Source organism: Phytoactinopolyspora mesophila, assembly GCF_010122465.1.
Lineage (GTDB): Bacteria > Actinomycetota > Actinomycetes > Jiangellales > Jiangellaceae > Phytoactinopolyspora > Phytoactinopolyspora mesophila.
The window spans coordinates 771,806-797,296 of the sequence record NZ_WLZY01000002.1 but is presented as its reverse complement, the minus strand read 5'-3'; the positions used below and the strand labels follow the sequence as shown (position 1 = coordinate 797,296).

23 protein-coding genes are annotated in these 25,491 nt (G+C 67.7%); 8 read left to right on the top strand and 15 right to left on the bottom strand.

Features of this window, described 5'->3' with window-relative positions; translation table 11 throughout:
- Window positions 1-77: 77 nt before the first annotated feature.
- From F7O44_RS09735 to F7O44_RS09725, 3 genes are read left to right on the top strand one after another with little or no spacing between them, the layout of a single operon-like run.
- Window positions 78-959 carry an ABC transporter permease subunit gene (locus F7O44_RS09735; protein ID WP_162450100.1) on the top strand — a complete coding sequence of 294 codons (882 nt, stop codon included), beginning with the start codon at window positions 78-80 and terminating at the stop codon, window positions 957-959.
- Window positions 946-1,830 (top strand): carbohydrate ABC transporter permease, encoded by an 885-nt coding sequence (locus F7O44_RS09730; RefSeq protein WP_162449991.1) that lies wholly within the window; start codon window positions 946-948, stop codon window positions 1,828-1,830. The genes F7O44_RS09735 and F7O44_RS09730 overlap by 14 nt, the downstream gene beginning before the upstream one ends.
- A gap of 20 nt (window positions 1,831-1,850) precedes the next feature.
- Window positions 1,851-3,197 (top strand): ABC transporter substrate-binding protein, encoded by a 1,347-nt coding sequence (locus F7O44_RS09725; protein WP_162449990.1) that lies wholly within the window; start codon window positions 1,851-1,853, stop codon window positions 3,195-3,197.
- A gap of 252 nt (window positions 3,198-3,449) precedes the next feature.
- On the opposite strand, the gene F7O44_RS09720 is transcribed toward F7O44_RS09725, so the two are convergent.
- Genes F7O44_RS09720 through F7O44_RS09705 form a run of 4 tightly spaced genes read right to left on the bottom strand, consistent with a single transcriptional unit; the run spans window position 3,450 to window position 7,545 of the window.
- Window positions 3,450-5,027: an N-acyl-D-amino-acid deacylase family protein gene (locus F7O44_RS09720; protein ID WP_162449989.1), complete on the bottom strand. Its 1,578-nt coding sequence runs from the start codon at window positions 5,025-5,027 to the stop codon at window positions 3,450-3,452.
- Window positions 5,024-5,272, bottom strand: a complete 249-nt coding sequence (locus tag F7O44_RS09715; protein ID WP_162449988.1) for a hypothetical protein — start codon at window positions 5,270-5,272, stop codon at window positions 5,024-5,026. Before F7O44_RS09715 ends, F7O44_RS09720 begins: the two co-directional genes overlap by 4 nt.
- Window positions 5,273-5,281: 9 nt before the next feature.
- Window positions 5,282-6,124, bottom strand: coding sequence for a serine hydrolase (locus tag F7O44_RS09710; protein ID WP_162449987.1), 843 nt, complete (start codon window positions 6,122-6,124; stop codon window positions 5,282-5,284).
- A gap of 11 nt (window positions 6,125-6,135) precedes the next feature.
- Window positions 6,136-7,545: an SLC13 family permease gene (locus tag F7O44_RS09705; RefSeq protein ID WP_222851220.1), complete on the bottom strand. Its 1,410-nt coding sequence runs from the start codon at window positions 7,543-7,545 to the stop codon at window positions 6,136-6,138.
- 440 nt (window positions 7,546-7,985) lie between these two features.
- On the opposite strand from F7O44_RS09705, the gene F7O44_RS09700 reads away from it, so the two are divergent.
- Window positions 7,986-9,161 (top strand): MFS transporter, encoded by a 1,176-nt coding sequence (locus F7O44_RS09700; RefSeq protein WP_162449986.1) that lies wholly within the window; start codon window positions 7,986-7,988, stop codon window positions 9,159-9,161.
- A 43-nt stretch (window positions 9,162-9,204) separates the two neighbouring features.
- On the opposite strand, the gene F7O44_RS09695 is transcribed toward F7O44_RS09700, so the two are convergent.
- From F7O44_RS09695 to infC, 9 genes are all read right to left on the bottom strand, one after another.
- The gene (locus F7O44_RS09695; RefSeq protein ID WP_162449985.1) at window positions 9,205-10,014 is read right to left on the bottom strand and encodes an SDR family NAD(P)-dependent oxidoreductase; all 810 of its coding nucleotides are present in this window, start codon (window positions 10,012-10,014) and stop codon (window positions 9,205-9,207) included.
- Between the two features lie 86 nt (window positions 10,015-10,100).
- Entirely contained in the window at window positions 10,101-10,877 is a 777-nt protein-coding gene (locus F7O44_RS09690) for a polysaccharide deacetylase family protein (RefSeq protein ID WP_162449984.1), read from the bottom strand.
- Between the two features lie 108 nt (window positions 10,878-10,985).
- Window positions 10,986-13,526 carry a phenylalanine--tRNA ligase subunit beta gene (gene pheT / locus F7O44_RS09685; RefSeq protein WP_162449983.1) on the bottom strand — a complete coding sequence of 847 codons (2,541 nt, stop codon included), beginning with the start codon at window positions 13,524-13,526 and terminating at the stop codon, window positions 10,986-10,988.
- Window positions 13,526-14,635, bottom strand: coding sequence for a phenylalanine--tRNA ligase subunit alpha (gene pheS, locus F7O44_RS09680; RefSeq protein ID WP_162449982.1), 1,110 nt, complete (start codon window positions 14,633-14,635; stop codon window positions 13,526-13,528). Before pheS ends, pheT begins: the two co-directional genes overlap by 1 nt.
- A 932-nt stretch (window positions 14,636-15,567) precedes the next feature.
- The gene (locus F7O44_RS09675; RefSeq protein ID WP_162449981.1) at window positions 15,568-16,029 is read right to left on the bottom strand and encodes a PPOX class F420-dependent oxidoreductase; all 462 of its coding nucleotides are present in this window, start codon (window positions 16,027-16,029) and stop codon (window positions 15,568-15,570) included.
- A 166-nt stretch (window positions 16,030-16,195) separates the two neighbouring features.
- Window positions 16,196-17,029 carry a TrmH family RNA methyltransferase gene (locus F7O44_RS31720; RefSeq protein WP_162449980.1) on the bottom strand — a complete coding sequence of 278 codons (834 nt, stop codon included), beginning with the start codon at window positions 17,027-17,029 and terminating at the stop codon, window positions 16,196-16,198.
- A gap of 242 nt (window positions 17,030-17,271) precedes the next feature.
- Window positions 17,272-17,652, bottom strand: coding sequence for a 50S ribosomal protein L20 (rplT, locus tag F7O44_RS09665; protein ID WP_162449979.1), 381 nt, complete (start codon window positions 17,650-17,652; stop codon window positions 17,272-17,274).
- 74 nt (window positions 17,653-17,726) lie between these two features.
- Window positions 17,727-17,921 (bottom strand): 50S ribosomal protein L35, encoded by a 195-nt coding sequence (gene rpmI / locus F7O44_RS09660; RefSeq protein WP_162449978.1) that lies wholly within the window; start codon window positions 17,919-17,921, stop codon window positions 17,727-17,729.
- 14 nt (window positions 17,922-17,935) lie between these two features.
- The gene (gene infC / locus F7O44_RS09655) at window positions 17,936-18,673 is read right to left on the bottom strand and encodes a translation initiation factor IF-3 (protein ID WP_187361179.1); all 738 of its coding nucleotides are present in this window, start codon (window positions 18,671-18,673) and stop codon (window positions 17,936-17,938) included.
- Between the two features lie 307 nt (window positions 18,674-18,980).
- On the opposite strand from infC, the gene F7O44_RS09650 reads away from it, so the two are divergent.
- A complete protein-coding gene (locus F7O44_RS09650) occupies window positions 18,981-19,286 on the top strand; it encodes a DUF1844 domain-containing protein (protein WP_162450097.1) in 306 nt (101 codons plus the stop codon).
- Window positions 19,287-19,320: 34 nt separating this feature from the next.
- On the opposite strand, the gene F7O44_RS09645 is transcribed toward F7O44_RS09650, so the two are convergent.
- Window positions 19,321-19,821, bottom strand: a complete 501-nt coding sequence (locus F7O44_RS09645) for an SseB family protein (RefSeq protein WP_162449977.1) — start codon at window positions 19,819-19,821, stop codon at window positions 19,321-19,323.
- Between the two features lie 164 nt (window positions 19,822-19,985).
- Between F7O44_RS09645 and F7O44_RS31715 the strand changes: the two genes are divergently transcribed.
- Window positions 19,986-22,187, top strand: a complete 2,202-nt coding sequence (locus tag F7O44_RS31715) for a PASTA domain-containing protein (protein WP_162449976.1) — start codon at window positions 19,986-19,988, stop codon at window positions 22,185-22,187.
- Window position 22,188: 1 nt separating this feature from the next.
- Window positions 22,189-23,058 (top strand): deoxyribonuclease IV, encoded by an 870-nt coding sequence (locus F7O44_RS09635; protein WP_162449975.1) that lies wholly within the window; start codon window positions 22,189-22,191, stop codon window positions 23,056-23,058.
- A gap of 26 nt (window positions 23,059-23,084) precedes the next feature.
- On the opposite strand, the gene F7O44_RS09630 is transcribed toward F7O44_RS09635, so the two are convergent.
- Window positions 23,085-24,128 (bottom strand): Kelch repeat-containing protein, encoded by a 1,044-nt coding sequence (locus tag F7O44_RS09630; protein WP_162449974.1) that lies wholly within the window; start codon window positions 24,126-24,128, stop codon window positions 23,085-23,087.
- 286 nt (window positions 24,129-24,414) lie between these two features.
- Between F7O44_RS09630 and aroF the strand changes: the two genes are divergently transcribed.
- Window positions 24,415-25,473 carry a 3-deoxy-7-phosphoheptulonate synthase gene (gene aroF / locus F7O44_RS09625; RefSeq protein ID WP_162449973.1) on the top strand — a complete coding sequence of 353 codons (1,059 nt, stop codon included), beginning with the start codon at window positions 24,415-24,417 and terminating at the stop codon, window positions 25,471-25,473.
- Window positions 25,474-25,491 lie beyond the last annotated feature (18 nt).

The window sequence follows — 25,491 nt, the reverse complement described above, 5'->3', positions numbered from 1 at the left end:
ACGCCACTGCCGCAACTGCCGAGAAGAACGCCCAGCGGAAGGTCCCGACGAGTCGGCCATCGCGCAGGTTGAGCACAATGCAGCGACGCGAGAACCGCGCGGCCTACCTCTTCCTCGCGCCCTGGTTCATCGGCCTGGCTCTGATCACCATCGGGCCGATCATGGCGTCGCTGGTGCTCTCGTTCACCGACTACAGCATGTTGGAAGCCCCCAACTGGGTCGGTACCGAGAACTACGAGCGCATGCTCAATGACCCGCGACTGCACAACTCGCTGATCGTCACGTTCGTCTACGTGTTCGTATCGGTGCCGCTCCAGCTCGCGCTAGCGCTCGGCCTGGCGCTCATCCTCGACCGAGGCGTCCGCGGACTGGCGTTCTACCGTTCGATCTACTACCTGCCGTCGCTCCTGGGCGGCAGCGTCGCGATCGCGATCCTTTGGAGACTGGTCTTCGGCTCTAACGGCCTCGTCAACCAGGTGCTCGGGCTGGTTGGTTTCGAAGACCTCCCCGGGTGGGTCGGGCATCCGGACTATGCACTCGGCACGCTGATCATGTTGAACGTGTGGACCTTCGGTTCGCCGATGGTGATCTTCCTCGCCGGCCTGAGACAGATCCCGACGATGTACTACGAGGCAGCGGCGGTGGACGGCGCGGGGCCGGTGAAACGGTTCTTCTCCATCACCATTCCGCTGCTCACGCCGATCATCTTCTTCAACCTCATCCTGCAACTGATCAACGCCTTCCAGACGTTCAGCCAGGCGTTCATCGTCTCGGGTGGCACCGGCGGCCCGGCTGACTCCACGATGTTCTACACGCTCTACCTCTACCTGCGCGGCTTCTCCGCGTTCGACATGGGTTACGCCTCAGCGCTGGCCTGGTTCTTGTTGCTGATCATCGCCGGTTTGACGGCCGTCAACTTCATCGCTTCGAGATTTTGGGTGCACTATGGCGACGACTGATCTCGCGGCTCAGGTTGCCGCCCGCCGCAAGGAACGCAAGCGGCGCGGCCGGCCCAAGCGGCTTCTCATCCACCTCGGCCTGATCACCTTCGGGCTGGTGATGCTGTATCCGCTGTTGTGGATGCTCGCCAGCTCGTTCAAACCCACCGAGCTGATCTTCCGCGAGCCCGGACTGTGGATCAGCAAGCTCGCCCCCGGCAACTACGTCGAAGGCTGGAACGCTCTGCGTAATCCGTTCCACCACTACATCATCAACTCGACCATCGTGGTGGCAGGCTCCGTCGTCGGGAACCTGCTCGCCTGCTCGCTCGCGGCCTACGCGTTCGCCCGGCTGAAGTTCTTCGGGAAGAGGACCTTCTTCGCCGTCATGCTCGGTTCGATCATGCTGCCGATCCACGTCGTGATCGTGCCGCAGTACATCCTGTTCTCCAACCTCGACTGGATCAACACGTTCTATCCCTTGATCGTGCCGAAGTTCCTCGCCGTGGACGCATTCTTCATCTTCTTGATGGTGCAGTTCATCCGAGCCCTGCCGCGAGAGCTGGACGACTCGGCCCGGATCGACGGGTGCGGGCACTTCCGGATCTACTGGAAGATCATCATGCCGCTGTGCACGCCTGCCCTCGCCACGACGGCGATCTTCACCTTCATCTGGACCTGGAACGACTTCTTCAGCCAGCTGGTCTTCCTCACCGATCCCGACATGGCCACCGTGCCTCTGGCGCTGCGCCAGTTCGTCGACTCTCAAGGCCAGACCTCGTGGGGTCCGTTGTTCGCGATGTCCGTTATCGCGATCGGCCCCGTCTTCGGATTCTTCCTCGCCGGCCAGCGGTATCTGGTCCGGGGAATTGCCACCACCGGAATCAAGTAAAGAAGGAAAGGAGCTCAATGATGCGACTCCACGGTACCCGGCGCATCCCACCGGCACGCCTGGCCGCCCCCGTGTTCGCTGTCGCCCTCGTACTCAGCGCGTGCGGCGGCGACGACGGCGACACGGACAGCAACAACGACGGCGATGCCGCGCAACAAGCGGACGGCGACGGCGATGCGGTTCCCGACGACGTCCAACTGCGATTCTCCTGGTGGGGATCTGACTCCCGCCACGAGCAGACCCAGGAAATCATCGACCTGTTCGAGGACGAGCACCCGCACATCTCGATCGTGCCGGACTTCACCGATTGGGACTCGTACTGGGACCGGCTCGCTACCTCCACCGCGGGCGGCGACTCGCCGGACATCATGACCCAGGAGGAGCGCTACATGACTGACTACGCGCTGCGTGGCCAGTTGCTCGACCTCGGCGAGGTCGCCGGCACACTCGACCTGTCCGAGATCGAGGAACTCGCCCTGGGCGGCGGGCAGATCGACGGCGCGCAGTATGCGGTGCCCACGGGTGTCAACGCCTTCACCGTGGTCGCCAACCGGCAGGTCTTCGACGAGGCCGGCGTCGACCTACCGGACGACACCGCCTGGACATGGCAAGACTTCTCCGACATCGTGAACGAGATCGGCGCCAGCGGCGACCTGCATGGCTTCCAGCCGGAGCAGAACGAGGCGGGTCTCAACGTGTACGCCCGTCAGCGTGGTGAGGCCCTCTACAACGCCGACGGCACCCTTGGCATTTCCGCCCAGACGCTGGCCGACTTCTGGCAGCTGCAGCTCGACTTGATGGAAGAAGGCAGCACACCGTCGCAGACGGAGCTGCTCGAGCTGGCTGGACCGGACATGTCGCTGGTAGCAACCGACCAAGGGGCGATGGGGTTCTGGTGGACCAACCAGCTCGGCGCGCTGGACGGCGTCGCCGAGGGCGAACTCGAACTGCTCCGTATGCCCGGAGAGTTCGAGAACCAACAGCCGGGTATGTACCTCAAACCGGCGATGTTCTATTCGATCTCAGCACATACCGACCATCCCGAGGAAGCCGCGCTGTTCGTCGACTTTCTGCTCAACGACGTCCGCGCCGCGGAGATCATGCTCACCGATCGCGGGCTCCCCGCCAACCTCCGGGTCCGCGACGAGATCCTGCCTCTACTGCCAGATACCGAGGAACAGGTCAGCGACTTCATGACCGAGATCACGCCGGATCTGGCCGACCCACCGCCACCGCCGCCGCACGGTGCAGGCGAGATCCCGGAGATCAACACCCGGCTCTGGGAAGAAGCACTCTTTGACCGGCTCACCCCGGAAGAAGCTGCCCAGCAGTTCATCGACGAGGCATCCATCGCCATCGGGTCCTAGTACCCCGGTAGCCGCCAGTGGTGCCCGCGCCCGCGGGCCCCATCCCCGTTGATCATGGGCACCTGACGCCTATTCGGCGTCGAGAAGGCGCCAGGTGCCCATGATCAACGGGAGGAGGGAAGGCGCAGAGTGGCGGAGCGGGCAGGCGGAGCGGGCAGGGGAACAGGCGGAGCGGGCAGGGGAACAGGCGGAGCGGGGAGGCGGGGAGAGGGGGTGGCGGAGGGCCGGGCGGCGGCAGAGGGGTCAGAGGGGTCAGCCGACACGGCCCAGCACGCGGCCGGCACGGGTGCCGGTGGGCTCGCCGCCACGACCGGCGAACTCGCCGGCCACCAGCACGGTGTCGACGCCGGTGGCCAGCTGCCACGGCTCGGCGAAAGTGGAGTGGTCAGCTACGGTGTCGGCGTCGAATATGACGACGTCGGCGACAGCACCCGGGCGCAGCACGCCACGGTCGGACCATCCGAGACGGGACGCCGGCAGAGACGTCATCTTCCGCACAGCCTCCGGCAATGTCAGCACCGCCCGCTCACGCACGTATCGCGCCAGTACCCTGGGAAAGGTGCCGAAGCTGCGCGGATGCGGCTTGCCTGTCCCCTCCGGGCGCAGCACCCAGCCATCGCTGGCCACCGCCACCCGGGGATGGCGCAACACGGTTTCGACGTCGGCTTCGCTCATGCCGTGCATCACGACGGCGACGGCCGCAGCGTGCTCCTCGAGGATCAGCAGTGTGGCCTCAGCTGGATCAACACCCTCGCGGCGGGCGACGTCGGCCAGGCTGGAGCCGACCGCGTCAGCGAAACGTCCCGCTCCCAAGTCGGCCAGGACCACTTTGGACGGGTCAAGACTCTTGCCACTCTGTGCCCGCAACTCGTCGGCGATCCGCGACCGTACCACCGGATCGGCCAGCCGAGACAGCAAAGCGGTGGGGCCGCCGTCCATCGACCATGTCGGCAGCCGCGTGGTCAGCGTCGTGCTGGACGCGGCATAGGGGTAGACATCCGCGGCGACGTCCACCCCGCGCCCGGCCGCGGCGTCGATGAGCTCTAGGGCGCCGACGACGGTGCCGTGGTAGGCCGGTCCGGCCGCCTTCAGATGGGAGATCTGCAGCCGGGCTCCCCCAGCTTCGGCGGCAGAAATCGCCTCGCTGATCGCCTCGTGCAGCCGCTCGGACTCGTTGCGGATGTGGGTGGAGTACAACACGCCGGCGCGTGCGGCTGCACCAACCAGGTGCCGCACTTCGCGCTCGTCGGAGTACGTGCCCGGGGCGTAGATGAGCCCGGTGGAGAATCCTTGCGCCCCGGACCTCGCGGACGCCGCCAACAGCTCGGCCATGCGGTGGAGGTCGTCGTCGGAGGCGATCCGCTCCGCGCCACCCATGACGGCCATCCGCAATGCGTGATGCCCGGTTTGCATCGCTATGTTGATCGCGGGACGGGCGGCATCGACGGCCTTGGCGAAGGCATCGTGGTCGAACCACTCCCACGTCAGCTCAGGCTCGAAGAACGCCGTGGCCGCCTTCATCTCATCCAGGTCGCCTACCGGGAACGGAGAAAACCCGCAGTTCCCCGTCAGCAGGGTGGTGACGCCTTGATGCAGCTGAGAATGCGCCGCGGGCCAGCCCTGGACGCTGAAGTCGGCATGTGAGTGCAGATCGATGAACCCGGGCGCCACCACCTGTCCGGCGGCATCCACCTCGGTGCGTCCGCGCAGCCGGCTATCCGACACCTGCTGGACGGTGCCGCCGGAGATCCCGACGTCGGCCCGCACGGGGTCCGCTCCGGTTCCGTCCAGGACCTCGCCGCCCCGGATAACGACATCGAACTCGCTCATACGAACCGCTCTCCCACAATCTGGCCATGAAACTTCTGACCGGTCGGGATGAACCCCGACCGCAAGTAGAACTGCTCCGGCCCTTCCGGGTGCTCGACCCACAGCACCGTGATCCGCGACTGGCCGCATGTTTCGGCGAGCGAGTGCGCCACCGACGCGACGAATCGATCCTGACCGTCCTCCAACTGCAGCGCACATGCCGCACGGACGTTGTCCTGAGCGACGAGTTCCAGCCGTGGTGCCATCTGCCGAGCCTACTGTCCCGCACCGGATGGCAGGGTTCGGGCGTTCTCGACGACTGCCTGCGCCGCTGCCCCGATGACGTCGGCGGCCACGCCGGTGCCGACGGAGTGCGTCGCCGGATCCGCCAGCTCCGAGCTGAGCGCCGCCAGCACCACCTGCCGGCCGTCGAACTCCAAGATGCCGACGTCGTGGCGCACACCGGACAGCTCGCCGGTCTTGTGCCGGCAGACGATGTCCGGACCGAGCCGGGCCGGCATGCGGTCGTTGAATTGCTGGCGGCCGAGGATGTCCAGCGCGAGCCGCCGCGCGTCCTCGCTGAGCAGCTGAGTTCCGGTCAGCAGGTCGAGCAGGAGCGCTTGGTCGTCGGCCGTGGTGACGTTGTCACGGCCGGAGCGGGCCGCTTCGAGGTCCATCAGGCGGCGCTCCAGCCTGGTACTACGGGCCCCCAGGGCGTTGATACGGGCCGAAATGTGGTCAAGCCCCAGCAGATCGACCACGATGTTGGTGGCGCAGTTGTCGCTCACGCCGATCATGAGCTCCAGCACCTCCCTCAGCGGCAGTGTCCGCACCGAGCGCATCAGTTTCAGCACACCGCTTCCGCCGGCTCGCTCCTCGGGAACATCGAGCTCGCTGTCGAGGCGGCATTGCCCGGCTTCGACATCCTGCAGGGCCAGGATGAGCAGCGCCACCTTGATGGTGCTGGCGGCGCGCATCACCTCGTCGCCGTTGACCGAGGCCACAAGCCCGCCGCCTTCACGCACGGCAAACGCCCACCGCCCATGCTGCGCGGCGGCTATCGAGTTCAGCTCGCTCCGCAGCTTGGTCGCGTGTTCAGCCGGCCACGTCGTCGTCATCGGCTCCTCCCTCACAGAATCGCGAACAAGAAGGCGAAGAGCACGAGGTTCGCGCCCATGATGGCCCATCCGTTGAACAACATCATGCGTAGATTCGACGAGCGAGCCAGCCCCATCTGCCCGATCATGTCCGCGTTGGGGAACGGGCCGAACCAGTCGATCTGGCTGCCGCCCAGCAACGCTGCCGACCACGCCACCGGGGCGACGCCGAGCCCGGCGGCCAGCGGCCACAGCAGTTCGTCGATCAGCACCACCTGGGCGACGGCCGCACCGGCGACCCCGATCCAGCCGATCACCAGCGCCAGCATCAAGAACGGCCATACACCGACCGATTCGAGCGTGGGCTGGAATGTCTCGAGCATCGCGGCGTAGGCGCCGGATTCCTCCAGCATCACCAGTAACGGGTTGAACAGCCAGAAGAGGAAGAACAGCCAGAGCAGCTGGGCGGCTCCGCTGTAGAACGAGTCCAGCGCCTCGGTGGGCCGCATGCCGCCGGCGAGGGCCGTCACGATCGCGGTGACGATCATGACGATGATCGCGAAAGCGAATCCGGCCTCGAGGATGACACCCAGCACTGCCATCGCCACGATGGTGCCGATGAAGGCGACGGCCGCCCGCTTCTCCCGCCCGGTGGACTCGGCAGGGCCGCTGTCCAGGCCGGACAGGTCGAGCTCCGAGTACTGCTCGGTCTCCTCGGTACGCCGCTGGATGAAGCGCGCCATGAAGAACCCGGTGGTCCACGTGACCACCGCCATCGGCAACCCGGCGGCGAGCAGATACTCGAGATAACTGATGCCCGCCGCACCGGTGATGGTCACCACCGGAGGCGTGAACGGGCCGATGATCAGACCGGCCGCGCCTCCCGCGTGCAGCATCGCCGCCACCGACGGGCGGCTACGTGCGACGGCGGCGGCCACCGGGATGACGATGGGCGCCAGGATGGCATTCGCGCCCGCTAGTGTGCCCAGCGCGCCGACCAGGACGGTCGATGCGAGCATGATCCCGATCTGGATCCGCAACGGACTGTCGACGCCGACCCGGCGGAGCAACTCCCGCACCAAGGTGTGTGCGGCGCCGGTGTCCGAGGCGATCCGGCCGAGCCCGCCGCCGAGCATGATGATCAAGCCGATGACGGCGATGAAAGAGCCCAGCGACTCCGACATCATGGTCGCCACGTCGAGCGGCGCGGTTCCAGCGAGGACGATTCCGACGACGACGGCGGCGCCGGTGGCCAGCACCACGTTGAGCTCGAGCACGACGAGCACCACGTACACGACGATTGGCAGCAGCCCCCACCACCGGAGCTCATCGGCGGCGAAATTGACGACCAGCGCCGTGACCAGCGCGGCGACGATAAGGCCCAAGGCTAGGGTCTGTTTTCGGGACAGCCTGTCCCGGTCCATGACGGACAGCTGTGTCATCGACACTCCATTGGCATCAGCACAGCGCCCCGGCCGGGACGGCTGCGCTGACGACTGCCGGCGGGTGCCTGAACAACACGTGAACCGGCTCACCGTACAAACAAATTCGCCAAAGGTCTAGACCACACGCAAGAGGACGTTGCATTGCGTCCTGCGGATCGTGGTCCCCAACGCTCACACCGCAGGACGCTGCGCCCCCGCTGCGTCCTGCCAACCGTGGCCCCCAACGCTCACACCGCAGGACGTCACGCTCCCGCCGCCCGCCCCGGGTCGGCACCGGGGACAATCGATGGGTGATGTCGTCAGCCGGCAGCAGCCGCGACCCCGCCGATCCGGCATCGTCGGGCCACGGAGCCTCGCCCCAGGGAGCGTCACCCTACAGAGCGTCGGCGCCTGAATCGTCCGGGCAGGCCGATTCCCGACCTCGGAACCGGCGCGCCATGCTTCTCGCGGCCGCAGCGATCGCGCTGATGAGTCTCAACCTGCGGCCCGCGGCAAATGCGCTGGACGCCGTCATCCCGGCGATTCGTGACGACCTCGGCCTCACGGCGACGGTCGCCGGGCTGCTGAACGCCACGCCGGGGTTCTGCTTCGTCGTGTTCGGGCTGGCCGCGCCTGCGGTCGGAGCTCGCATCGGCGTCCAACGCACGATCGTGATCTCATTGGTCGCTATGGTGGCGGGCCAGCTGCTCCGGGTCGCCGTGCCTGCCGTCGGATTCGTTTTCGCCGGGTCGATCCTGGCACTTGCCGGGATGGCGATGGGCAACGTGCTACTGCCCGGACTGGTTCGCACGCTCTTCCCGCGTCATGTGCCGACCATCACCGCCATGTACACGTTCTGCATGCTCGGCGGTGCGGCGGCCGCGTCCGGGCTGACCGTGCCGATCGCGCGCTCAGTCGATGGTGACTGGCGCGCCGGAATGGGTAGCTGGGCGTTGCTCGCCGCGCTGGCATTGATTCCTTGGATCGCGCTGCTCGTCAGCAACCGCAACGACAGCCGCTCCAAGCGGCCCGGCACCATCCAGTTGCGCACGCTGATCCGCAATCCGGTTGCCTGGTCCATGGCAGTGCTGTTCGCCATGCAATCGATGCAGGCCTACGTCGTGACCGGCTGGTTGTCCCAGATCCTGGTGGACGCCGGCCTGGACCTGGCGATAGCCGGCAGCGCCGTCGCCGTATTCGTCGCCGCCGGACTACCTCTGGCCGCCGTCATGCCACCGCTGGCCCGCCGGCAACGGCGGATCCCACCATTGATCGTCGGGCTGGGCGCCAGCTACCTCGTCGGATACACCGGCCTGATCCTCTGGCCAGCACAGGGGGCATGGGCGTGGGCCGTCCTGATCGGCATGGGCGCCGGGATGTTCCCGCTCATGCTCATGATGATCACCCTGCGTGCCCGCACCTTGGCCGGACTCACCGCGTTGTCGGCCTTCGCCCAGTGCACCGGGTACACCATGGCGATGATCGGGCCGTTCGTCTTCGGCTTCCTGCACGACCTCACCGGAGGATGGACTGTCTCGATCCTGACCATGATGGCGTCCGTCGTCGTCATGGTGGTGGCGGGGCTGCACGCCGCGCGACCCAGGATGCTCGAGGACCACACCCCCACCCCATGATCATGAACACCTAGTAACCAATATGGTCACCTAGTGTTCATGATCAGCGGAGGGGGTCGTTGGTGTTGATGAGTGCGAGGTCGAGCACGCGGGCGTGCTGCTCGATGATCTCCCCACGCCGCGCCGTCAGCGACTCGACGGTGTCGGCCCCGGCCCGGAAGTACCGTCCGGCAAGTTCGTCGAGCCGGCCCTCCCCGATCCCCGCGACCAGTTCGACGACCACCTCCGGCGGCGTCCAGTCGGTGCGCCCGGCGTGCATGGGCATGGGGGTAGTCATCTCGGTCTTGACATGACCAGGTGCGACGTCGAAAGCGTAGACGCCCTGGTCCCGGAACTGCGCGTCCAGCTGCGTGGTGAGCCGGGCCAGTGCGCCCTTGCTCACCGCATAACCCGTGTACGACGCCATCGCCTTGTACCCGGCGCCACTGTTGAGGTTCACGACGCGTCCGCCGTCCGCCCGGAGCATCAGCGGCAACACGGTGTGTGTCACGAGCATCGGCCCCAAGACGTTGACCTCGACGACCCGCCAGGTCTCGTCGATGCTGGTCTGGAGGAAGTCCTGATCCGTGCGCTCGATCACGCCGGCGTTGTTGATCAGCAGGTCGATGCCTCCCAGCGCGTCATTCACCGCACGGACAGCTGTGCCGACGGCATCGCGGTCGACGACGTCAGCGGCCGCCACCGCCACGGGCACTCCGTGTGCACGGCACTCGCCGGCGACCTGGTCCAAGGCGCCGGGGTCGCGGGCGAGCAGACCCACCGCCAGGCCACGCTCGGCCAATCCCACGGCCAGCTCCCGACCGATCCCCCGGCTGGCGCCGGTGATCAGCGCCCTCTCACATGGTGCTGTCATCGCCGTGGTCCTTCCTCACCTAGCGTCCTGCACACCGAGCGTCGGAGGCGTCACTCCGCAGGACGCAACCTACTAGTGTGGCGCGCTCACGCTACTCCATGATCACCGAGACGGGCGAATTCGAACCCGCGTGCACGCAGCTCCGGGACGGCCCTCGCAACCCCTTCGGCCGTGCCGCTCCCTGGATGGTTCATGTGCAGCAAGGCCACCGATCCGGGCTGCGCTGCGGTCAGCGCCGCGCTGACCTGCTCTGCGCTGAAGGTCGCGCCGGCATCGCCGAGCACGTCGTAGTTGACCACCTCGAAGCCGAGATCTTGCGCGATCCGCACGGCGACCTCGTCGTAGTAGGCCGTGCCAGAGCGCAACCACGCCGGCCAGTGCCCGCTCAGCTGATGAATCGCCTCCTGGTTGACCATGATCTCGTCCACGACGTCGGCCGGCCCGGCTGTACCCGTCACGCCGTAGGCGCTCTGCCCGGTCACTGACAGCGGCCGGTGCTCGGTGCCGTGATTGGCGATCTCGAACAGCGGCTCGGCAGCGAGGCGGGTGAAGGCCCGCTCGTTCGCCTCGATCCAGCGCAGATTGAAAAACAGCGTGGCCGGGATCTCCTCGGTCAGCAAGAAGTCGATCAGGTCGGCGTCATACCCGCTGCCGGAATCGCCGCCGCATGCGTCGAAGGTCAGGGCGACGACGGTGTCGTCGGTGTCGAGCCTGGTGCGCACGCCCGCGACGTGTTCACCCCACTCGGCCGCGGACGACGGATAGTCCGCCGGGTCGATGTCATGGGCGGTCGCGGTGGGCGGCGTCGTCGCCTCGGCCGGGCTCGCTGCACCCCCTGTGCTGGGCGGTTGCGACGGGCGCATCGTCTCGCGCGCACCGGCGGTTGGGCCACGGCCAGCGCTGTCCGCGCCGCACGCCGGCAACACGGCCAGCGCCGCACTACCGATTAGGAACTCCCGGCGTCGCAAGGCTCAGCCGCGCAGCGTCGCACCGGTGCGTTCGGCCGCCACGGCGACGGCCGCGTCTCGCGCCGCCGTCGTCTCCTCAACCGTGAGGGTGCGATCCGGTGCCCGGAACCGCAGTGCGTAGGCCAGCGACTTACGCCCCTCCCCCACTTGGGCGCCGCTGTAGACGTCGAACTGCCGGACCGATTCGAGCAGCTCGCCGGCGCCTTCGCGCAGTGCCGACTCGACGTCCGCTGCGGGCACCGCCACGTCGACCACAAGCGCCACGTCCTGGGTGGCGACCGGGAACGTCGACACCGCCGGCGCCGGGACGGGATCGTCCGTAGCGCTCAAGCCGTCGAGTTCGATTTCCATCGCCGACGTCCGCGCCGGCAAACCCAGCGCTTGCACGACACGAGGGTGCAGCTCACCGGCGTGCCCGACGAGCGTCGTTCCGTCGTACAACGCCGCGCACCGGCCCGGGTGCCACGGCGCGGCTTCGGCCTGTTCGACGCGCAGCGTCACGCCGGCGGCGCCAGCGACGACGCGCGCCGCCTCGATCGCATCGGCCCACGAAGACGACCGGCCCGGACCCCACCAACCGGCCCGCTCACGATCACCGCACAGGGCTACCGCGAGTCGCCGCGGCTGATCCGGCAACGCGGCCTCGAGCGCCGCCAATTCGTCCTCGCTGGGCCGGCGCTCCACCGGCAGCCTCGGTGGCGGCTCAGCCTCCCCCGGCTTGGGCAGAAACACCAGGCCGGCCTCGTAGATCGCGACGTCGACGGCGCCGCGCCCGACGTTGCGGCGCAGGCTGGCCAGCAAACCGGGCAGCAACGTGGTCCGCAGCAGCGGCTGCTCATCGGAGATCCGATTGGCCAGGCGCGTGGCCCGCCTGCGGGCGTCATCGGCGGGGAATCCGAGTGCGTCGAACTCCGCCTCGCCTACGAACGGGTACGACGGCGCCTCGACAAAACCGGCCGACGCCACCGCCCGCTCGATCCGCCGGTGCAGCCGCTGCCGGAAGGTGATGCCCCGCCCGGGCGGGGCGACGGGCAACACCGACGGGACCGCGTCGTACCCGTGCAACCGGGCGACCTCCTCCACGAGGTCGAACGGGTCGGTGAGATCGGGCCGCCAGGACGGCGGTGTCACCCGGAGCCGATCGGAGCCGGCGGCGACCACGTCCGCGCCGACGGCCGTCAGCAGCCGGTTGACCTCGCCCGGCGCATACTCCACGCCGACGACGCGGGCCGGCAGATCAGCGGCAATGTCGACCGGTGCCGGCGCCGGAGCGCTGCCCACCAGCGTTACGCCTGGCTCAACCGTCGCACCCCCCAGCTCGACGAGCAGCTGTGCCACCCGGGTGGCCGCGACCACCGGCAGCTGCGGGTCGACGCCGCGCTCGAAGCGACGCGACGCCTCACTGGGTAGCTTGTGCCGGCGGGCCGTGCGGGCAACACCGGTGGGCTCGAAATTTGCGGCCTCGATGACCACGGAGCTGGTGTTCGCACCGAGTTCGGTGGTGCCTCCACCCATGACGCCGGCCAGGCCGATCGGCCCGGAGTCGTCGGTGATGAGCAGGTCATCTTCGTCGAGCGTGCGAACCACACCGTCGAGGGTGGTGAGTTTCTCGCCATCGTCGGCCCGCCGCACCACGATGGTCCCGGCGAGCTGGTCGCGGTCGTATCCGTGGATCGGCTGGCCGAGTTCGAGCATGACGTAGTTGGTGATGTCGACCGCCAGCGAGATGGGCCGCATGCCCGCGAGCTGTACACGCCGGCGGAGCCAACGCGGACTCGGGGCTGTGGGGTCAAAACCGGTGACGGTGCGGGTGACGAACACCGGGCAGCGCTCAGGATCCTCAACGCGCACGGGGTAGTCGCCGGGACCATCGGCCAGCCCGCTGGTGTCCATGGTCCCGGCAATGTTGGACAGCTCGCCCGGGTCGCGGAACTCCACGCCGTAGGCGGTCGCAGCCTCCCGGGCGACGCCGCGCACGGACAGGCAGTATCCGCGGTCCGGGGTCACGGCGATGTCCAGAACGTCGTCGCGCAGGTACAGGATGGGCCCGGCGTCGTCGCCCGGACTCCCGGCGTCGGGATCGAGCACCATGATGCCGGCGTGATCGTCACCGAGACCGAGCTCGCGCTCCGAGCAGATCATGCCGTCGGAGACGTGGCCGTAGGTTTTGCGCGCGGTGATGGCGAACCCGCCCGGCAGCACCGCTCCGGGCAAGCAGACCACCACGAGGTCGCCGGCCTCGAAGTTACGCGCACCGCACACAATGCCGCGAGACGGCGACGCCGCGCCCTCGCCGCTCCGGTCGGCGTTGTGCTCCGGCCCGACGTCCACGGCGCACCAGCGGATGGTCTTGCCGTTCTTGTGCGTCTCTTCGCTGAATTCGAGCACCCGACCCAGCACCAGGGGGCCGGTGACGTCGGCACCGGCCTCCTCGACCGTCTCGACTTCGAGACCGGCCCGGATGAGACGATCCGCGACGTCGCGGCCGGACACGTCCGCCGGCAGGTCCACGTACTCGCGCAGCCAGGACAGGGGGACGCGCATCAGATCTCCATCCCGAACGTGGTGGTGAAGCGGATGTCGCCTTCAACCATGTCGTGCATGTCCTCGATGCCGTGGCGGAACATCAGCGTGCGTTCGAGACCCATGCCGAAGGCGAACCCGGTGTAGCGCTCCGGGTCGACGCCACAGGCGACGAGCACCCTCGGATTCACCATGCCGCAGCCACCCCACTCGATCCAGCCCTCGGAGCTGCACGTGCGGCACGGCCGGTCGGGGTTGCCCACCGAATCGCCGCGACACACGAAGCATTGCAGGTCCATCTCCGCGCTGGGCTCGGTGAATGGGAAGTACGACGGACGCAGCCGGGTGGTGATGCCCGCGCCGAACATCGCCGACGCGAAATGGTCAAGCGTGCCCTTGAGGTGACCCATGGTCAGGCCCTCGTCGACCGCGAGCCCTTCCACCTGACTGAATACCGGGGTGTGGGTGGCGTCGAGCTCATCGGTGCGGAACGTGCGGCCGGGGCAGATCACGTAGATGGGCGGCGTGCGGGTGAGCATGGTGCGCGCCTGCACCGGCGAGGTGTGCGTCCGCAGCACCACGCCGGATTCCTCGGACTCGACGAAGAACGTGTCCTGCATGGTGCGCGCCGGGTGGTCCGGACCGATGTTGAGCGCATCGAAGTTCAGCCATTCCGCTTCGGCCTCGGGGCCCTCGGCGATCTCCCAGCCCATGGCCACGAAGACGTCGCCCACTCGTTCCTGAATGGTGGTCAGGGGGTGCCGGGCGCCTTTGGGTGCGCGGTCCCACGGCAGCGTGACGTCCACTGCCTCCTCGACCAGGACACGCTCGTCACGCTCGGCTTCCAGCGTCAACTGCCGTGCTTCGAGCGCCCGCACGATTTCCTTGCGCGCGGCACCGACACGCTGGCCAGCGTCTTTGCGGGCCTGGGGTGGCAGGGCACCGATCTCTTTGTTGGCGAGCGCGAGCGGCGAGCGATCGCCGGCGTGCGCCAGCCGGACCTGCTTGAGCTGGTCCAGGTCTTGGGCGCTGCTGACGGCCGACAGTGCGTCGTCGCGCATCCGGGCGAGCTCGTCCGGATGCAGCGGTGTGACCTCGACTGGGTCGTATTGGCTATTGGGCGCGGACATCTTCCTCGCTACCTGCGTGTGGTGGCTGCCGGAAACAACCACGCGATTCTACGACTTCGTAGGGGTACGCCGCCCGTCGGCTCGTCGCTTCCAGCCCAGTTCCGCCACCCGTCCCCTAAATGAGGCGCTTCCGCCGTGCCTATGGGTGGCGTCGCGCCTTGTGCGTCCCCGGGGAAGCGTGACGGCTGAAGGCGCCCCGAGCTTGTCCCTGCGGTTAGGGCGTCAGTGCCCGCTGTGCCTGCCAGAGCCACTCCGCCCGCCCGCGACCGTCGTGATCCCCACGACGATCTTCACGGCAGGTGTGCACACAGTCGTGTGACTCCCAACGGCCCACAGCGGCATTCTCTGGCACGACAATCTCCGCGACCACGAATACGCCCCGACGAGCGGCCCATGCTCACACGACGATCTTCACGACCACCCCGCCAACGGAGATACACCGGCCCTGCGTCACACGGCAATCTTCACAATCGGTGACACCGACCCCACAGCCGCGCAGCCAGCCGTGGCGGGGTGGTCGTGAAGATCGTCGTGGGTACAACGCCCGGCGCCAGCCCCTGGCGCGATGGTCGTGAAGATCGTCGTGCCAGAAACAGCCACCCACGTGATCGGAGCACCAGTCCAGTCCAGGACCACGCCGGCCTTCCATAACTTGGCGGCCCTCCACTCATGAAGCGGCCCGGGGTCGCTCACCCCAACAGCTCCGAAAACCGCCCACAGCGATCTCCCTCGACTTCTACCCACGCGTGTCGCAACAACCCCCAAATGATCATGTTTGGTGGGTTTCCTCATGCGTCACCATGGCTGCGGACCCTTCGACCCTGGAGAAGCCGTGGTAACGCTCCGGCTCGACGGCGCAGATCCCGCGTACAGGGACTCGTCCGCCAGCCAACCGCCCAGTCACCCACCCCACACTTCCGGCCTGCGGCGGATCAACCCGCGAGGTGAGCGGGGAAACCTCCCGTAGCGATCGGGCCCCAACGCTTCGGAATGACTCTGATCAACGACTTGTCCTGTCGCCGCATGGCCTCGCGGTACTCGTCCCAGTCCGGATGCTCGCCGGAGATGTTGCGGAAGTACTCGACCAGCGGCTCCAGAGCGTCGGGCATGTCGAGCACCTCGGCGGCTCCATCGATCTGTACCCACGCGCCACCGAAGTCATCGGACAGAACGACGACGCTCGCCCGCGGTGTGCGCCGGGCGTTCACCGCCTTGGCCCGGTCCGGATACGTCGAGACGACGATCCGGCCGGCGTCGTCCACGCCGCACGTCACCGGCGAGGCCTGCGGCGTGCCGTCGGCCCGGACGGTGAGCAGGATCGCATGGTGACGAGGCCTGATGAAGTCCAGCAAGCCGTCGAGATCAACCGTTGTGTTCGTGGCAATGTTCGGCATCCGGCCAGCCTAGGGGTTGCACTAGGGGTTCCGGCAGATGGAGTCTCTCCATGGCGTGGTGGGCATCAGCGAGGGAGGCCGATGGGCGAAGCCCCTCTCCGACCGAGTCTGCTGGGCGAGGAGAGACTCCATCTGCCGGAGCCCCGAACTTGGCGGGGCGAATCGCCTAGCGTTGGGCGCGGGCGGACGCATAAAGGCAGACGGCAGCGGCCGTCGCCAGGTTGAGGCTCTCGGCCTGGCCATAGATCGGCACGCGAACCACGTGGTCGGCCAGTTCGAGGACATCGTCGGACAGCCCGCGCGCCTCGTTGCCGAAGAGCCATGCCGTCGGTCGCGAGAGGAGACCGGCGGCTTCGGCGTCATCGAGGTCCTGAACGCCTGTGCCGTCGGCGGCCAGCACCGTGTACCCGCCATCTCGCAGCCGGTCAATGACCACCGCGGCGGTCGCCCCGGTCACGACGGGCAGATGGAACAAACTGCCGGCCGAGGCGCGCACTGCCTTGCCCGACTGCGGATCGACCGAGCCGGAGGTCAGTACCACTGCCGCGGCTCCGGCCGCGTCCGCGCAACGGATCACCGTACCTGCGTTGCCCGGATCCTGCGCCTCGACCAGCACGGCGACCAGCAATCCTGGCGACGACGGCCGCCCCCCTGGCGCGCCGGGCGGTCCAAGCCACGGCACATCATCGACGGAGGCGGCAAGCGAACGGCACACGGCCACGATTCCCTGCGGCGTGACTGTCTCGGAGAGGCCGGCCAGGGCGTCGTCGTCGGCCAGATGAACGCCGACGCCAGCACTCTCGGCTGTATCGACGATGTCGGCGTGACGTGCCTTCGCAGCCGGCGTGACGAAGACCTCGATGACGCGGTCGGAGCCGGCTCGCACCGCCTCACGAACCGCTTGCGCTCCTTCGGCGAGAAACTGTCCGGTCTTCTCCCGGCCTGCCCGGCGAGTGAGCTTACGTGCCTGCCGTACCCGCTCGGAGCGCTGTGTGAGCACCGCTCGCCCCTTCTCTCCGGCTCTAGCTAAATGATCATGTTTGGTGGGTTTACCCGTGGATCAACAGGCCTGCAGGCATGGTAGAGCACGGGTAAACCCACCAAACATGATCATTTAGCGAGGAGCGGCTTGCGGTGGCGGCATGAAAGAGGGCCTGCCGGTCTTCCAGCAGGCCCCTCGCACCACAAATCCGACCATCAGCGGCATCGCGCCGTCGGACGCAGCGGATCGATACTGCGCGTTCAGGCGGCGGGAGCGTTCCGGTCCGCCGGAAGAGCGGCCCGGGCGGTCTCGACCAGAGCCTTGAAGGCCGCGGGGTCGTTCACCGCGAGATCCGCGAGGATCTTACGATCGACGTCGACCTCGGCCAGGCGCAGCCCCTGGATGAAACGGTTGTAGGTCAAGCCTTCCGCGCGGGCGGCGGCATTGATCCTGGTGATCCACAGCTGCCGGAAGTCGCCCTTGCGCTGCTTGCGGTCCCGGTAGGCGTACACCAGGGAGTGGGTGACCTGCTCCTTGGCCTTGCGGTACATACGAGAGCGCTGCCCCCGGTAACCGCTGGCCTTCTCGAGGGTCTCCCGGCGTTTCTTGTGGGCGTTGACCGCCCGCTTCACGCGTGCCACTGATTCTCCTTGCTTGGCCCGGCCTCTACCTACGCGAGACCGGGACGGTCATCGACATTCCTGGCTGACGAGATTCACTTACCGAGCAGCTTCTTGACCCGCTTCTCGTCGGCCTTGGCGACCTCGGTGGTGCCGTCGAGCCGACGAGTAAGGGAGGTGCTCTTGTGCTCGAGGTAGTGCCGCCGGTTGGCGCGCTGACGCCGGATCTTCCCGGTGCCAGTGACACGGAACCGCTTGCGCGCACCGCTGTGTGTCTTGTTCTTCGGCATGGTGCCGTGCTCCTCTACTCTTCGTTCTCGGCGGTGGGCTGTTCACGAGCCGGTCGGTCGGAACGTTCTTTCTCCGCCGCTGCCCGGCCCGCGGCACGTTCAGCTCTCTCAGCCTCTTCGTCGGCCTGGCGCTGGGCCTGCCGCTCAGCCTTGACCGCTTCGCGTTCGGCTTTGGCGTCCGCCTTCTTCTTGTGCGGCCCCAGGACCATCACCATGTTCCGGCCGTCTTGCTTCGGCGAAGACTCGACGAAGCCGAGCTCCTCGACGTCGGATGCCAGCCGCTGCAGCAACCGGAAGCCGAGCTCAGGACGGGACTGCTCCCGGCCACGGAACATGATCGTGACCTTGACCTTGTCGCCTTCGGCAAGAAAGCGCTCGACGTTGCGCTTCTTGGTCTCGTAGTCATGTGTGTCGATCTTCGGCCGGAGCTTCTGCTCCTTGATCAGGACATGCGACTGGTTTCTACGAGCCTCGCGCGCTTTCATCGCGGACTCGTACTTGTACTTGCCGTAGTCCATGAGCTTGGCCACTGGCGGCCGGGCGCTCGGCGCGACCTCAACCAGGTCGAGTTCAGCCTCCGCAGCGAGACGCAAAGCGTCTTCGATACGTACGATGCCGACCTGCTCTCCATTGGGGCCGACGAGCCGGACTTCCGGTACCCGGATCCGGTCATTGATACGGGGCTCGACGCTGATGCCGTCCTCCTGAGGTGCCTGAGTTCCACTGGGTTGACGTAGCGCGGCGACGACCAAGAAAAATGGCCCCCACTGCGCACAGCGGAGGCCTCCGGCATGACGACGACGCAGTCACGTCGGGCGCCACTATGGGCACTACTTGAATGCCCAGACCTGAAACCCGATGGCCTGGACGGCCATGGCGGGTGGGAGGTTCTCCGCTTGCGTTCCACCTTGCCGAGGACTCGCGATGAAGGCCTCGTTCGGGTGAACCGGTCAGTGTGACAGAGTAGCACGAGTGACGACCAGATCCCATTCCGGCTCCGGACCACCCGACGAGTCCCCCAGGACCCAAGAGCAGCTCGCCGACGAGGCCGGCCGTGACATCGCCGAGGTTCCGGCCGTCGAGGTCGTTTCGACCGCCGCGGTGCACTTGCTGAGCGCTTCGGCCGTTCACCTCGGCCTCGCCGATGACCTGCCCGAACACCGCGATCTGGACGAGGCGCGCACGCTGATCGATGCGCTCGCCGGCCTGCTCACCGCTGCCGCCCCGCACCTGGGACATCACCATGCCGCGCCGTTGCGAGACGGCCTCAAGAGTCTGCAGCTCGCCTTCCGCGAGGCGTCGCTGATCCCGGACGCCGCCGGCGAAGGCCCCGGCGAGAAGTTCACCGGACCTGTCTACGGCTGACGTCGGCACCTTTGTCCACCGGGCGCGGCCGGCGTCAATCACCGCCCCATGCTGCGACGGAGCGCCAGCCCGAAGCCAGCGCCCGCAAGCCGGTCGCGTCCACCGAGAACAGGACGGGCCCGGCCACGTCGATGACGAGCGCGTCGGCGCCGTCTGCCAGCGCCGCCTCAGCCGCCGCCCGGGTAGGTACCGGCACCGGACGCGCGTCTGGATTCCACCGGTGCAGACTCTCCAGCGACGTGAAGACCAGCAAACCGCGCCGGCCGTCGCGGCCGATCATGCTGACCGTTGCCATGCTGGATGACTTCTCACCGCGCACCGCACCGGTGGGGACGGCGACGTCGTCGCCCATCTCGTCGGCCGAAGCCACCACCGGAACCAGCACACGCCCACCTGCCAGGGCGGCCAGCACGTCGGCTGGTCCGCCTTCTCCGCTTTCATATGCCGATAATGCCGCGGCCAGGCTCGGGTCAGCCGAGCCGTCGTCGCCGGGGAACGACGAGGGCGGCACTGTCTTGCCGGTTTCCGAAATCACGGGCCGCGACCATAGCCTGGTTGCGGCTCAGATGCCAGAACCGGTGGTGAAACCCGCCCCCGGCGCCAAGATGATCGTCCCTTAAGCACCGAACCTCCCGAACTGTCGGCCAGACATGGTGTCGGCAACCCACCAGCCGGCCAACGTACGTACACTCCCTTGTCGTGGACCTCTCAGTCTCCGACGCACCCGTAGGGCGTCTTCTCGACCGACGCTACCGCGTCGAGTCGTTGCTTGCCCGCGGCGGAATGGCGACGGTATATCGCGGCACGGACACCCGGCTGGACCGTGTAGTGGCGCTGAAGGTCATGCACGCGGAGCTGGCCGCCGACGACGAGTTCGTCAGCCGGTTCATCAGCGAGGCCAGGTCGGTCGCCCGATTATCCGACCCGCACATCGTCAGTGTGTTCGATCAGGGCGAGGACGAGGGCGCCGTCTTCCTGGCGATGGAGTTCGTCAAGGGCCGCACGCTCCGGGACGTCCTGCGCGAGTATCGCCGGCTCGATGCCGATCTCTGCCTGGAGATCTACGAAGCCGTGCTTTCCGCGCTTCGCGCTGCTCATGACGCCGACATCGTCCACCGCGACGTCAAGCCGGAGAACGTGCTCATCAGCGATGACGGCCGGGTGAAGGTCACCGACTTCGGCTTGGCCCGGGCCACCCGCAGCCAGGGCAACACGACGGCCCGCGGCCTGCTGCTCGGCACCGTGAACTACATCTCGCCTGAGCAAGCCCTCGGAGAACGGGCCACCCCGCGCTCCGACGTGTACGCGGCCGGCGTCATGCTTTTCGAGCTGCTGACCGGCCGGCCCCCGCACTCGGGCCCGACCGACTTCGTGATCGTTCGCGCACACATCGACGAGGACGTGCCGCCGCCGTCGGAGGTGGTCAGCGACGTTCCGCCAGCTGTCGACGATCTCGTCCGGACGGCCACGGCGCGACGGCCAGAGCTTCGCTACGCCGACGCGGGCAGTTTCCTCGCCGCGGTGCGCCTGGCCCGGGCCGCCATCGCCAGTGGTGAGGCCCCGGGTGCGCGTCATGCGTCGCAGACACCGCCGGCGTTGATGTCGGATCCGCAGGGCGTCCAGGTCCCGCCACCACCTCCGGCCGCGGGCCACGCTGCGGGCGATACGGCCGACGACGACCCCGCGGCCGGCGCCATCGAACTCGCCGACTCGTTCTACCACGGGTACGACGCAGCGGCACCTGGCGCGGCGGAACCGGCTGCCGCCGGCGACGAGACAAACGCCAGCAACCCCCTAGACGTCGCGACAGCCTTCTACCACGAGGCCCCGGCCCTGCCACCCCCTCCGCCGCCCCCCAATCCGAATCGGACCAGGGTCATCAGCACCCAGCCGGACACGAGCCATGCGGGCCAGTCGGCCGAGAACTCCGGCACGGACGTGTCGACCGGACACGCGGGCGCTGGAAGAGCCGGCCGGCGCACCCAGGCTCAGCAGCGCCGTCGCTGGCGCGGGCCGGTCATGTTCATCCTCGTACTCGTCCTCGCCGCGGCCGTGACGGTCGGTGCGTGGTGGTTCGGCGCCGGCCGCTGGACGTCGACGCCATCCCTGCTCAACCTCGAGCCGGATGCGGCCATGACGGTTGCCGAAGAAGCCGGTCTGAGTGCCACGGCCGACGGCGAAGGGTTCTCCGAGCGCGTTGAGGCCGGACTCGTGCTGCAGACCGAGCCGGGCCCGGGCGAGCAGATTCTCCGCGGTGGCACGATCAGGTTGATTATCTCGCAAGGGCCGGAACGCTACGAGGTGCCGGACGTGCAGGGCATGACCAGGGAGCAGGCGGAAACGGCGCTGACCGACCGCAACCTCATCCCGGACTTCACCGAGCGCCACCACGGCGAGGTCGAGGAAGGCCGGGTGATCTCGCAGGACATCGATGCCGGCGACGAGGTCCGGCCGGAAACCGAGGTCAGCGTCGCCATCAGCCTCGGCCCGGAACCGATCGACATCACCGATTTCACCGGCCAGCCGGCTGAAGATGCGCGCGAGGCGCTCGCGGATGCCGGGTTCAACGTGGACGTGGACGAAGAGCACTCCGAGAGCGTCGCGCCGGGCGTGGTGATTTCCCAGGACCCGCCCAGCGGCACCGGTTTCGAGAACGACACGATCTCGCTTGTGGTCTCCAAGGGCCCGGAAGTAGTCGAAGTCGAGGTGCCGAGCGTCGTCGGCGAACGGGTGCGCGAGGCGGCGAAGATCCTTGAGGACGCCGGTTTCGAGTACCAGGTGGAGCCAGACTTCGGAGACGGCGGGCGCCTACGGCGCCAGCGCGTCCTGTCGCAGAGCCCTGAGCCCGGGTCCAGGGTTCCCGAGGGGTCCACCGTCACGCTCTACATCATCCAGTTCTGACATGCCGCCCAACGCAAGCCCGCCTCTCGTCGGTACCCACCTCCCCGCCGCGGGAAAGCTCGCCACCGTGCCCATACGGGCCCACGAGCTGGGCGCGGAGAGCGTTCAAGTCTTCCTGGGGAATCCGCGAGGATGGGCCAGGACACCTGGTGTGCCCGAAACCGACGCCGCGTTCCGCGAGGCCGCCGCCCAGCTTTCGATGCCGGTGCTGGTGCACGCGCCGTACCTGATCAATCTGGGCAGCCCTACGCCCGAAACGTACGAGCGCTCGCGCGTGAGCGTCGAGCATGCGCTGCTGCGGGGGAACGAGATCGGCGCGACCGGTGTCGTCGTCCACACCGGCTCGTGTGTGGCCGAGGGCAGTGACGACGTCGCGATGAAACAGGTTCGTGATGCCTTGCTTCCGGTACTCGATGCCCTGGATGACGACGCGCCCGCACTGATGCTGGAGCCGACTGCCGGTCAGGGCCGGTCGTTGTGCGCCACCGTCGACGATCTAGGCCGGTACCTCGACGTGCTCGATTATCATCCCCGGGCGAAGATCTGCTTCGACACCTGTCATTTCTTCGCCGCCGGGCATGATCTGGCCACTCCGGGCGGGATGACGGCTACCCTCGACGCACTCGTGGAAGTGGCCGGCCCAGGCCGGCTCGCTGCTGTGCACGCGAACGATTCGAAGGACGTCTGTGGAGCGTTCCGCGACCGGCACGAACGCATCGGGGCCGGCCACATCGGTGCCGAGGCCTTCCGGGAACTGCTCAGGCATCCCGCGGTCGCGGGCCTTCCCGTCGTCCTGGAGACCCCCGACGGTCCAGAGGCCTACCGCGAGGACATGGCTTTGCTGCGCAGCCTCCGGCGATCGTCGCCGTGAGGCTCCCGGGGCGTTCCGTGCAAGCGTCAGGAACAACCGTCCAGATCAGAGAGGTCAAGCACCTCCGCGGCGGCACTGACCACAATGCCCGGACTCGGTCCTCCGGACAACACGTACAACCCGGCGCCCACCGCCTCCACGCCGAGTCCGTGGCGGGCCGTCGGCAACGGCGGCAACGTTTGCCAGGTGCCTGATTCGACGTCGTACGCTTCTACTTCGTCGTAGACGCCGGCCTCGCCCTCGATGATTCTCTCTCCACCCACGACGATGACGTGCTGTTCACAGGCTGCGGCCACGCCCAGGCCGGAACGGGCGGTGGGCATCGCAGCCAACGAAGACCACGTGTCCGCCGCGGGGTCGTACACCTCCGCGGTGTCGAGGTTCTCCGCGCCCTCTCGCCCGCCCATCACGTAGACGAGCCCGTCGACCGCCGCGCCGGCCACATGCTCACGCGGCGTCGGCAGGCCGGTGGTGGTCGACCAGGTGTCTGCCGCGGCGTCGTACACCAGCATGTCGTCTTCGACGAGAGAGTGGCTGTGTCCTTCATCGGCCCCCATCCCGCCTGCGACATAGACGGTGTCGTCTACCGCGGCGACCGCGGCTGCCGCGCGACCTTCCGGCATCGGGGCCATCGCCTGCCACGTGTCGTCCTCAAGCCGGTATACCTCCATGCTGATGTCGGTCACAAACCCGCCGTATCCTCCGATGACGAAAATAGTGCCGGCGGCTGACACCGCCATGGCGTGGTTGAGCCCGACCGGCAACTCCGGGCCTTCGGACCACTCACCGGTTTCAGTGTCGAGGATCTCCACGGTGGACACCGTGGAACCGTCCGGGCCGAACCCCCCGACGACGTAGATCTGGGTTCCCAGGGTCGCTGCCGCAACCTCCGTTCGGCTGGACGGCGCGGCGTCGAGCCGAACCCAAGGCGCCTCCGGATCCTCGGCCGGCTCGGTGTCGACGGGAGGCCCCGGCTCGATGGTTGCGCTGTCAGGCTCCGGCCCGGTGTCGTCAGGCGAGCTGCACGCGGCCATGGCCATGGCGCCCACCACCGCGACGAGCGTCGTCATCGAGGCGACCTTCATGACGCCCAGCTTGCCATTTCGGCACCACCACCGCCACAGATCCTGGTTTTCGGTCACATGGCGGTATCAATGCGCCGGTTACCTACGAAGAATTCACGAACACCCGATCGACCGACGTCAGCGGCCCGTGTCTCGCACTAGCCGAACCCCATTCCACCCCCTTGACACCAATAGTGACCGAGCTGTGACCAATCGTCTTACTGGCCGGACTTGAGGTCTGGTTTACGGATCACCTGCTTTACCGTCGTTGTCGGCGGAAGGAGTCCCGGAGATGGTTGTCGTGATGACACCCGATGCAACCGATGCGCACATCGAAGCGGTCATCTCGCGAGTACGCCAGACGGGCGGGGAAGCCTTCGTCAGCCGCGGCGTGCATCGCACCATCATCGGCCTCGTCGGCGACGTCGACCGATTCCGCGCTCTCAATCTGCGCCGAATGGCAGGGGTGGCCGACGTGATCCGGGTCTCGACGCCGTACAAGCTGGTCGGGCTGGCCCGACCTCCTGGGCGCAGCACCGTGTTCGTCGGCCGAACCGACACCCGGCCCGGGGTGCCGATCGGCCCTGGTGTCTTCACGCTGCTAGCGGGTCCATGCGCGGTGGAATCGCTCGAGCAGACGTTCGAGGCCGCCGAGATGGCTCGGGCCGCCGGTGCCACACTGTTACGTGGCGGTGCGTTCCGGCGCCACTCCTCTACGCTGGCGTTCGAAGGTCTGGGCGAAGCCGGATTGCAGATCCTGGCAGAGGCCGGCCACGCCACCGGCCTGCCTGTTGTCACCGAGGTCACCGAGGTCGGCGACGTCGAACTGGTTGCCGGTTATGCCGACATGCTCCAGGTCGGGGCCCGCAACATGCAGAACTATGCTCTCCTGGACGCCGTCGGCCGGCTCCCGAAGCCCGTGCTGCTCAAACGCGGCATACAGGCAACTATCGAAGAATGGCTGATGGCCGCCGAGTACATCGCACAGCGCGGCAACCTCGACATCGTCCTGTGTGAGCGCGGCATCCGCACGTTCGAGCCCGCAACACCGGCCACCCTGGACATCTCGGCTGTCCCGATGGTGCAAAGCCTGTCGCACCTGCCGATCATCGTCGACCCCGCGCATGCCAGCGGCCGTCGTGATCTAGTGCTTCCGTTGTCACGCGCGGCGCTGGCAGCGGGCGCCGATGGCATCCTCATCGATGTTCACCCCGACCCCGAATCGGCGCTGTGCGACGGCCCGCAGGCGCTCGGTGGCGCGGACATCCGCGAACTGGCCTCGGCAATCCGAAGGCTCGCGCCGGTCATGGACCGACGCAACGCCGAAGTGGCGACCCCAGCCCCGTTCTGAGCACTCGTCGTCCGATAG

Excerpts from the sequence above, each read along its gene's own strand:
- F7O44_RS09735 (WP_162450100.1), top strand. The coding sequence starts at position 78 with ATGCAGCGACGCGAGAACCGCGCGGCCTACCTCTTCCTCGCGCCCTGG.
- F7O44_RS09730 (WP_162449991.1), top strand. The coding sequence starts at position 946 with ATGGCGACGACTGATCTCGCGGCTCAGGTTGCCGCCCGCCGCAAGGAA.
- F7O44_RS09725 (WP_162449990.1), top strand. The coding sequence starts at position 1,851 with ATGCGACTCCACGGTACCCGGCGCATCCCACCGGCACGCCTGGCCGCC.
- F7O44_RS09720 (WP_162449989.1), bottom strand. The coding sequence starts at position 5,027 with ATGAGCGAGTTCGATGTCGTTATCCGGGGCGGCGAGGTCCTGGACGGA.
- F7O44_RS09715 (WP_162449988.1), bottom strand. The coding sequence starts at position 5,272 with ATGGCACCACGGCTGGAACTCGTCGCTCAGGACAACGTCCGTGCGGCA.
- F7O44_RS09710 (WP_162449987.1), bottom strand. The coding sequence starts at position 6,124 with ATGACGACGACGTGGCCGGCTGAACACGCGACCAAGCTGCGGAGCGAG.
- F7O44_RS09705 (WP_222851220.1), bottom strand. The coding sequence starts at position 7,545 with ATGACACAGCTGTCCGTCATGGACCGGGACAGGCTGTCCCGAAAACAG.
- F7O44_RS09700 (WP_162449986.1), top strand. The coding sequence starts at position 7,986 with ATGCTTCTCGCGGCCGCAGCGATCGCGCTGATGAGTCTCAACCTGCGG.
- F7O44_RS09695 (WP_162449985.1), bottom strand. The coding sequence starts at position 10,014 with ATGACAGCACCATGTGAGAGGGCGCTGATCACCGGCGCCAGCCGGGGG.
- F7O44_RS09690 (WP_162449984.1), bottom strand. The coding sequence starts at position 10,877 with ATGCGCCCGTCGCAACCGCCCAGCACAGGGGGTGCAGCGAGCCCGGCC.
- pheT (WP_162449983.1), bottom strand. The coding sequence starts at position 13,526 with ATGCGCGTCCCCCTGTCCTGGCTGCGCGAGTACGTGGACCTGCCGGCG.
- pheS (WP_162449982.1), bottom strand. The coding sequence starts at position 14,635 with ATGTCCGCGCCCAATAGCCAATACGACCCAGTCGAGGTCACACCGCTG.
- F7O44_RS09675 (WP_162449981.1), bottom strand. The coding sequence starts at position 16,029 with ATGCCGAACATTGCCACGAACACAACGGTTGATCTCGACGGCTTGCTG.
- rpmI (WP_162449978.1), bottom strand. The coding sequence starts at position 17,921 with ATGCCGAAGAACAAGACACACAGCGGTGCGCGCAAGCGGTTCCGTGTC.
- F7O44_RS09635 (WP_162449975.1), top strand. The coding sequence starts at position 22,189 with ATGCCGCCCAACGCAAGCCCGCCTCTCGTCGGTACCCACCTCCCCGCC.
- F7O44_RS09630 (WP_162449974.1), bottom strand. The coding sequence starts at position 24,128 with ATGACGACGCTCGTCGCGGTGGTGGGCGCCATGGCCATGGCCGCGTGC.
- aroF (WP_162449973.1), top strand. The coding sequence starts at position 24,415 with ATGGTTGTCGTGATGACACCCGATGCAACCGATGCGCACATCGAAGCG.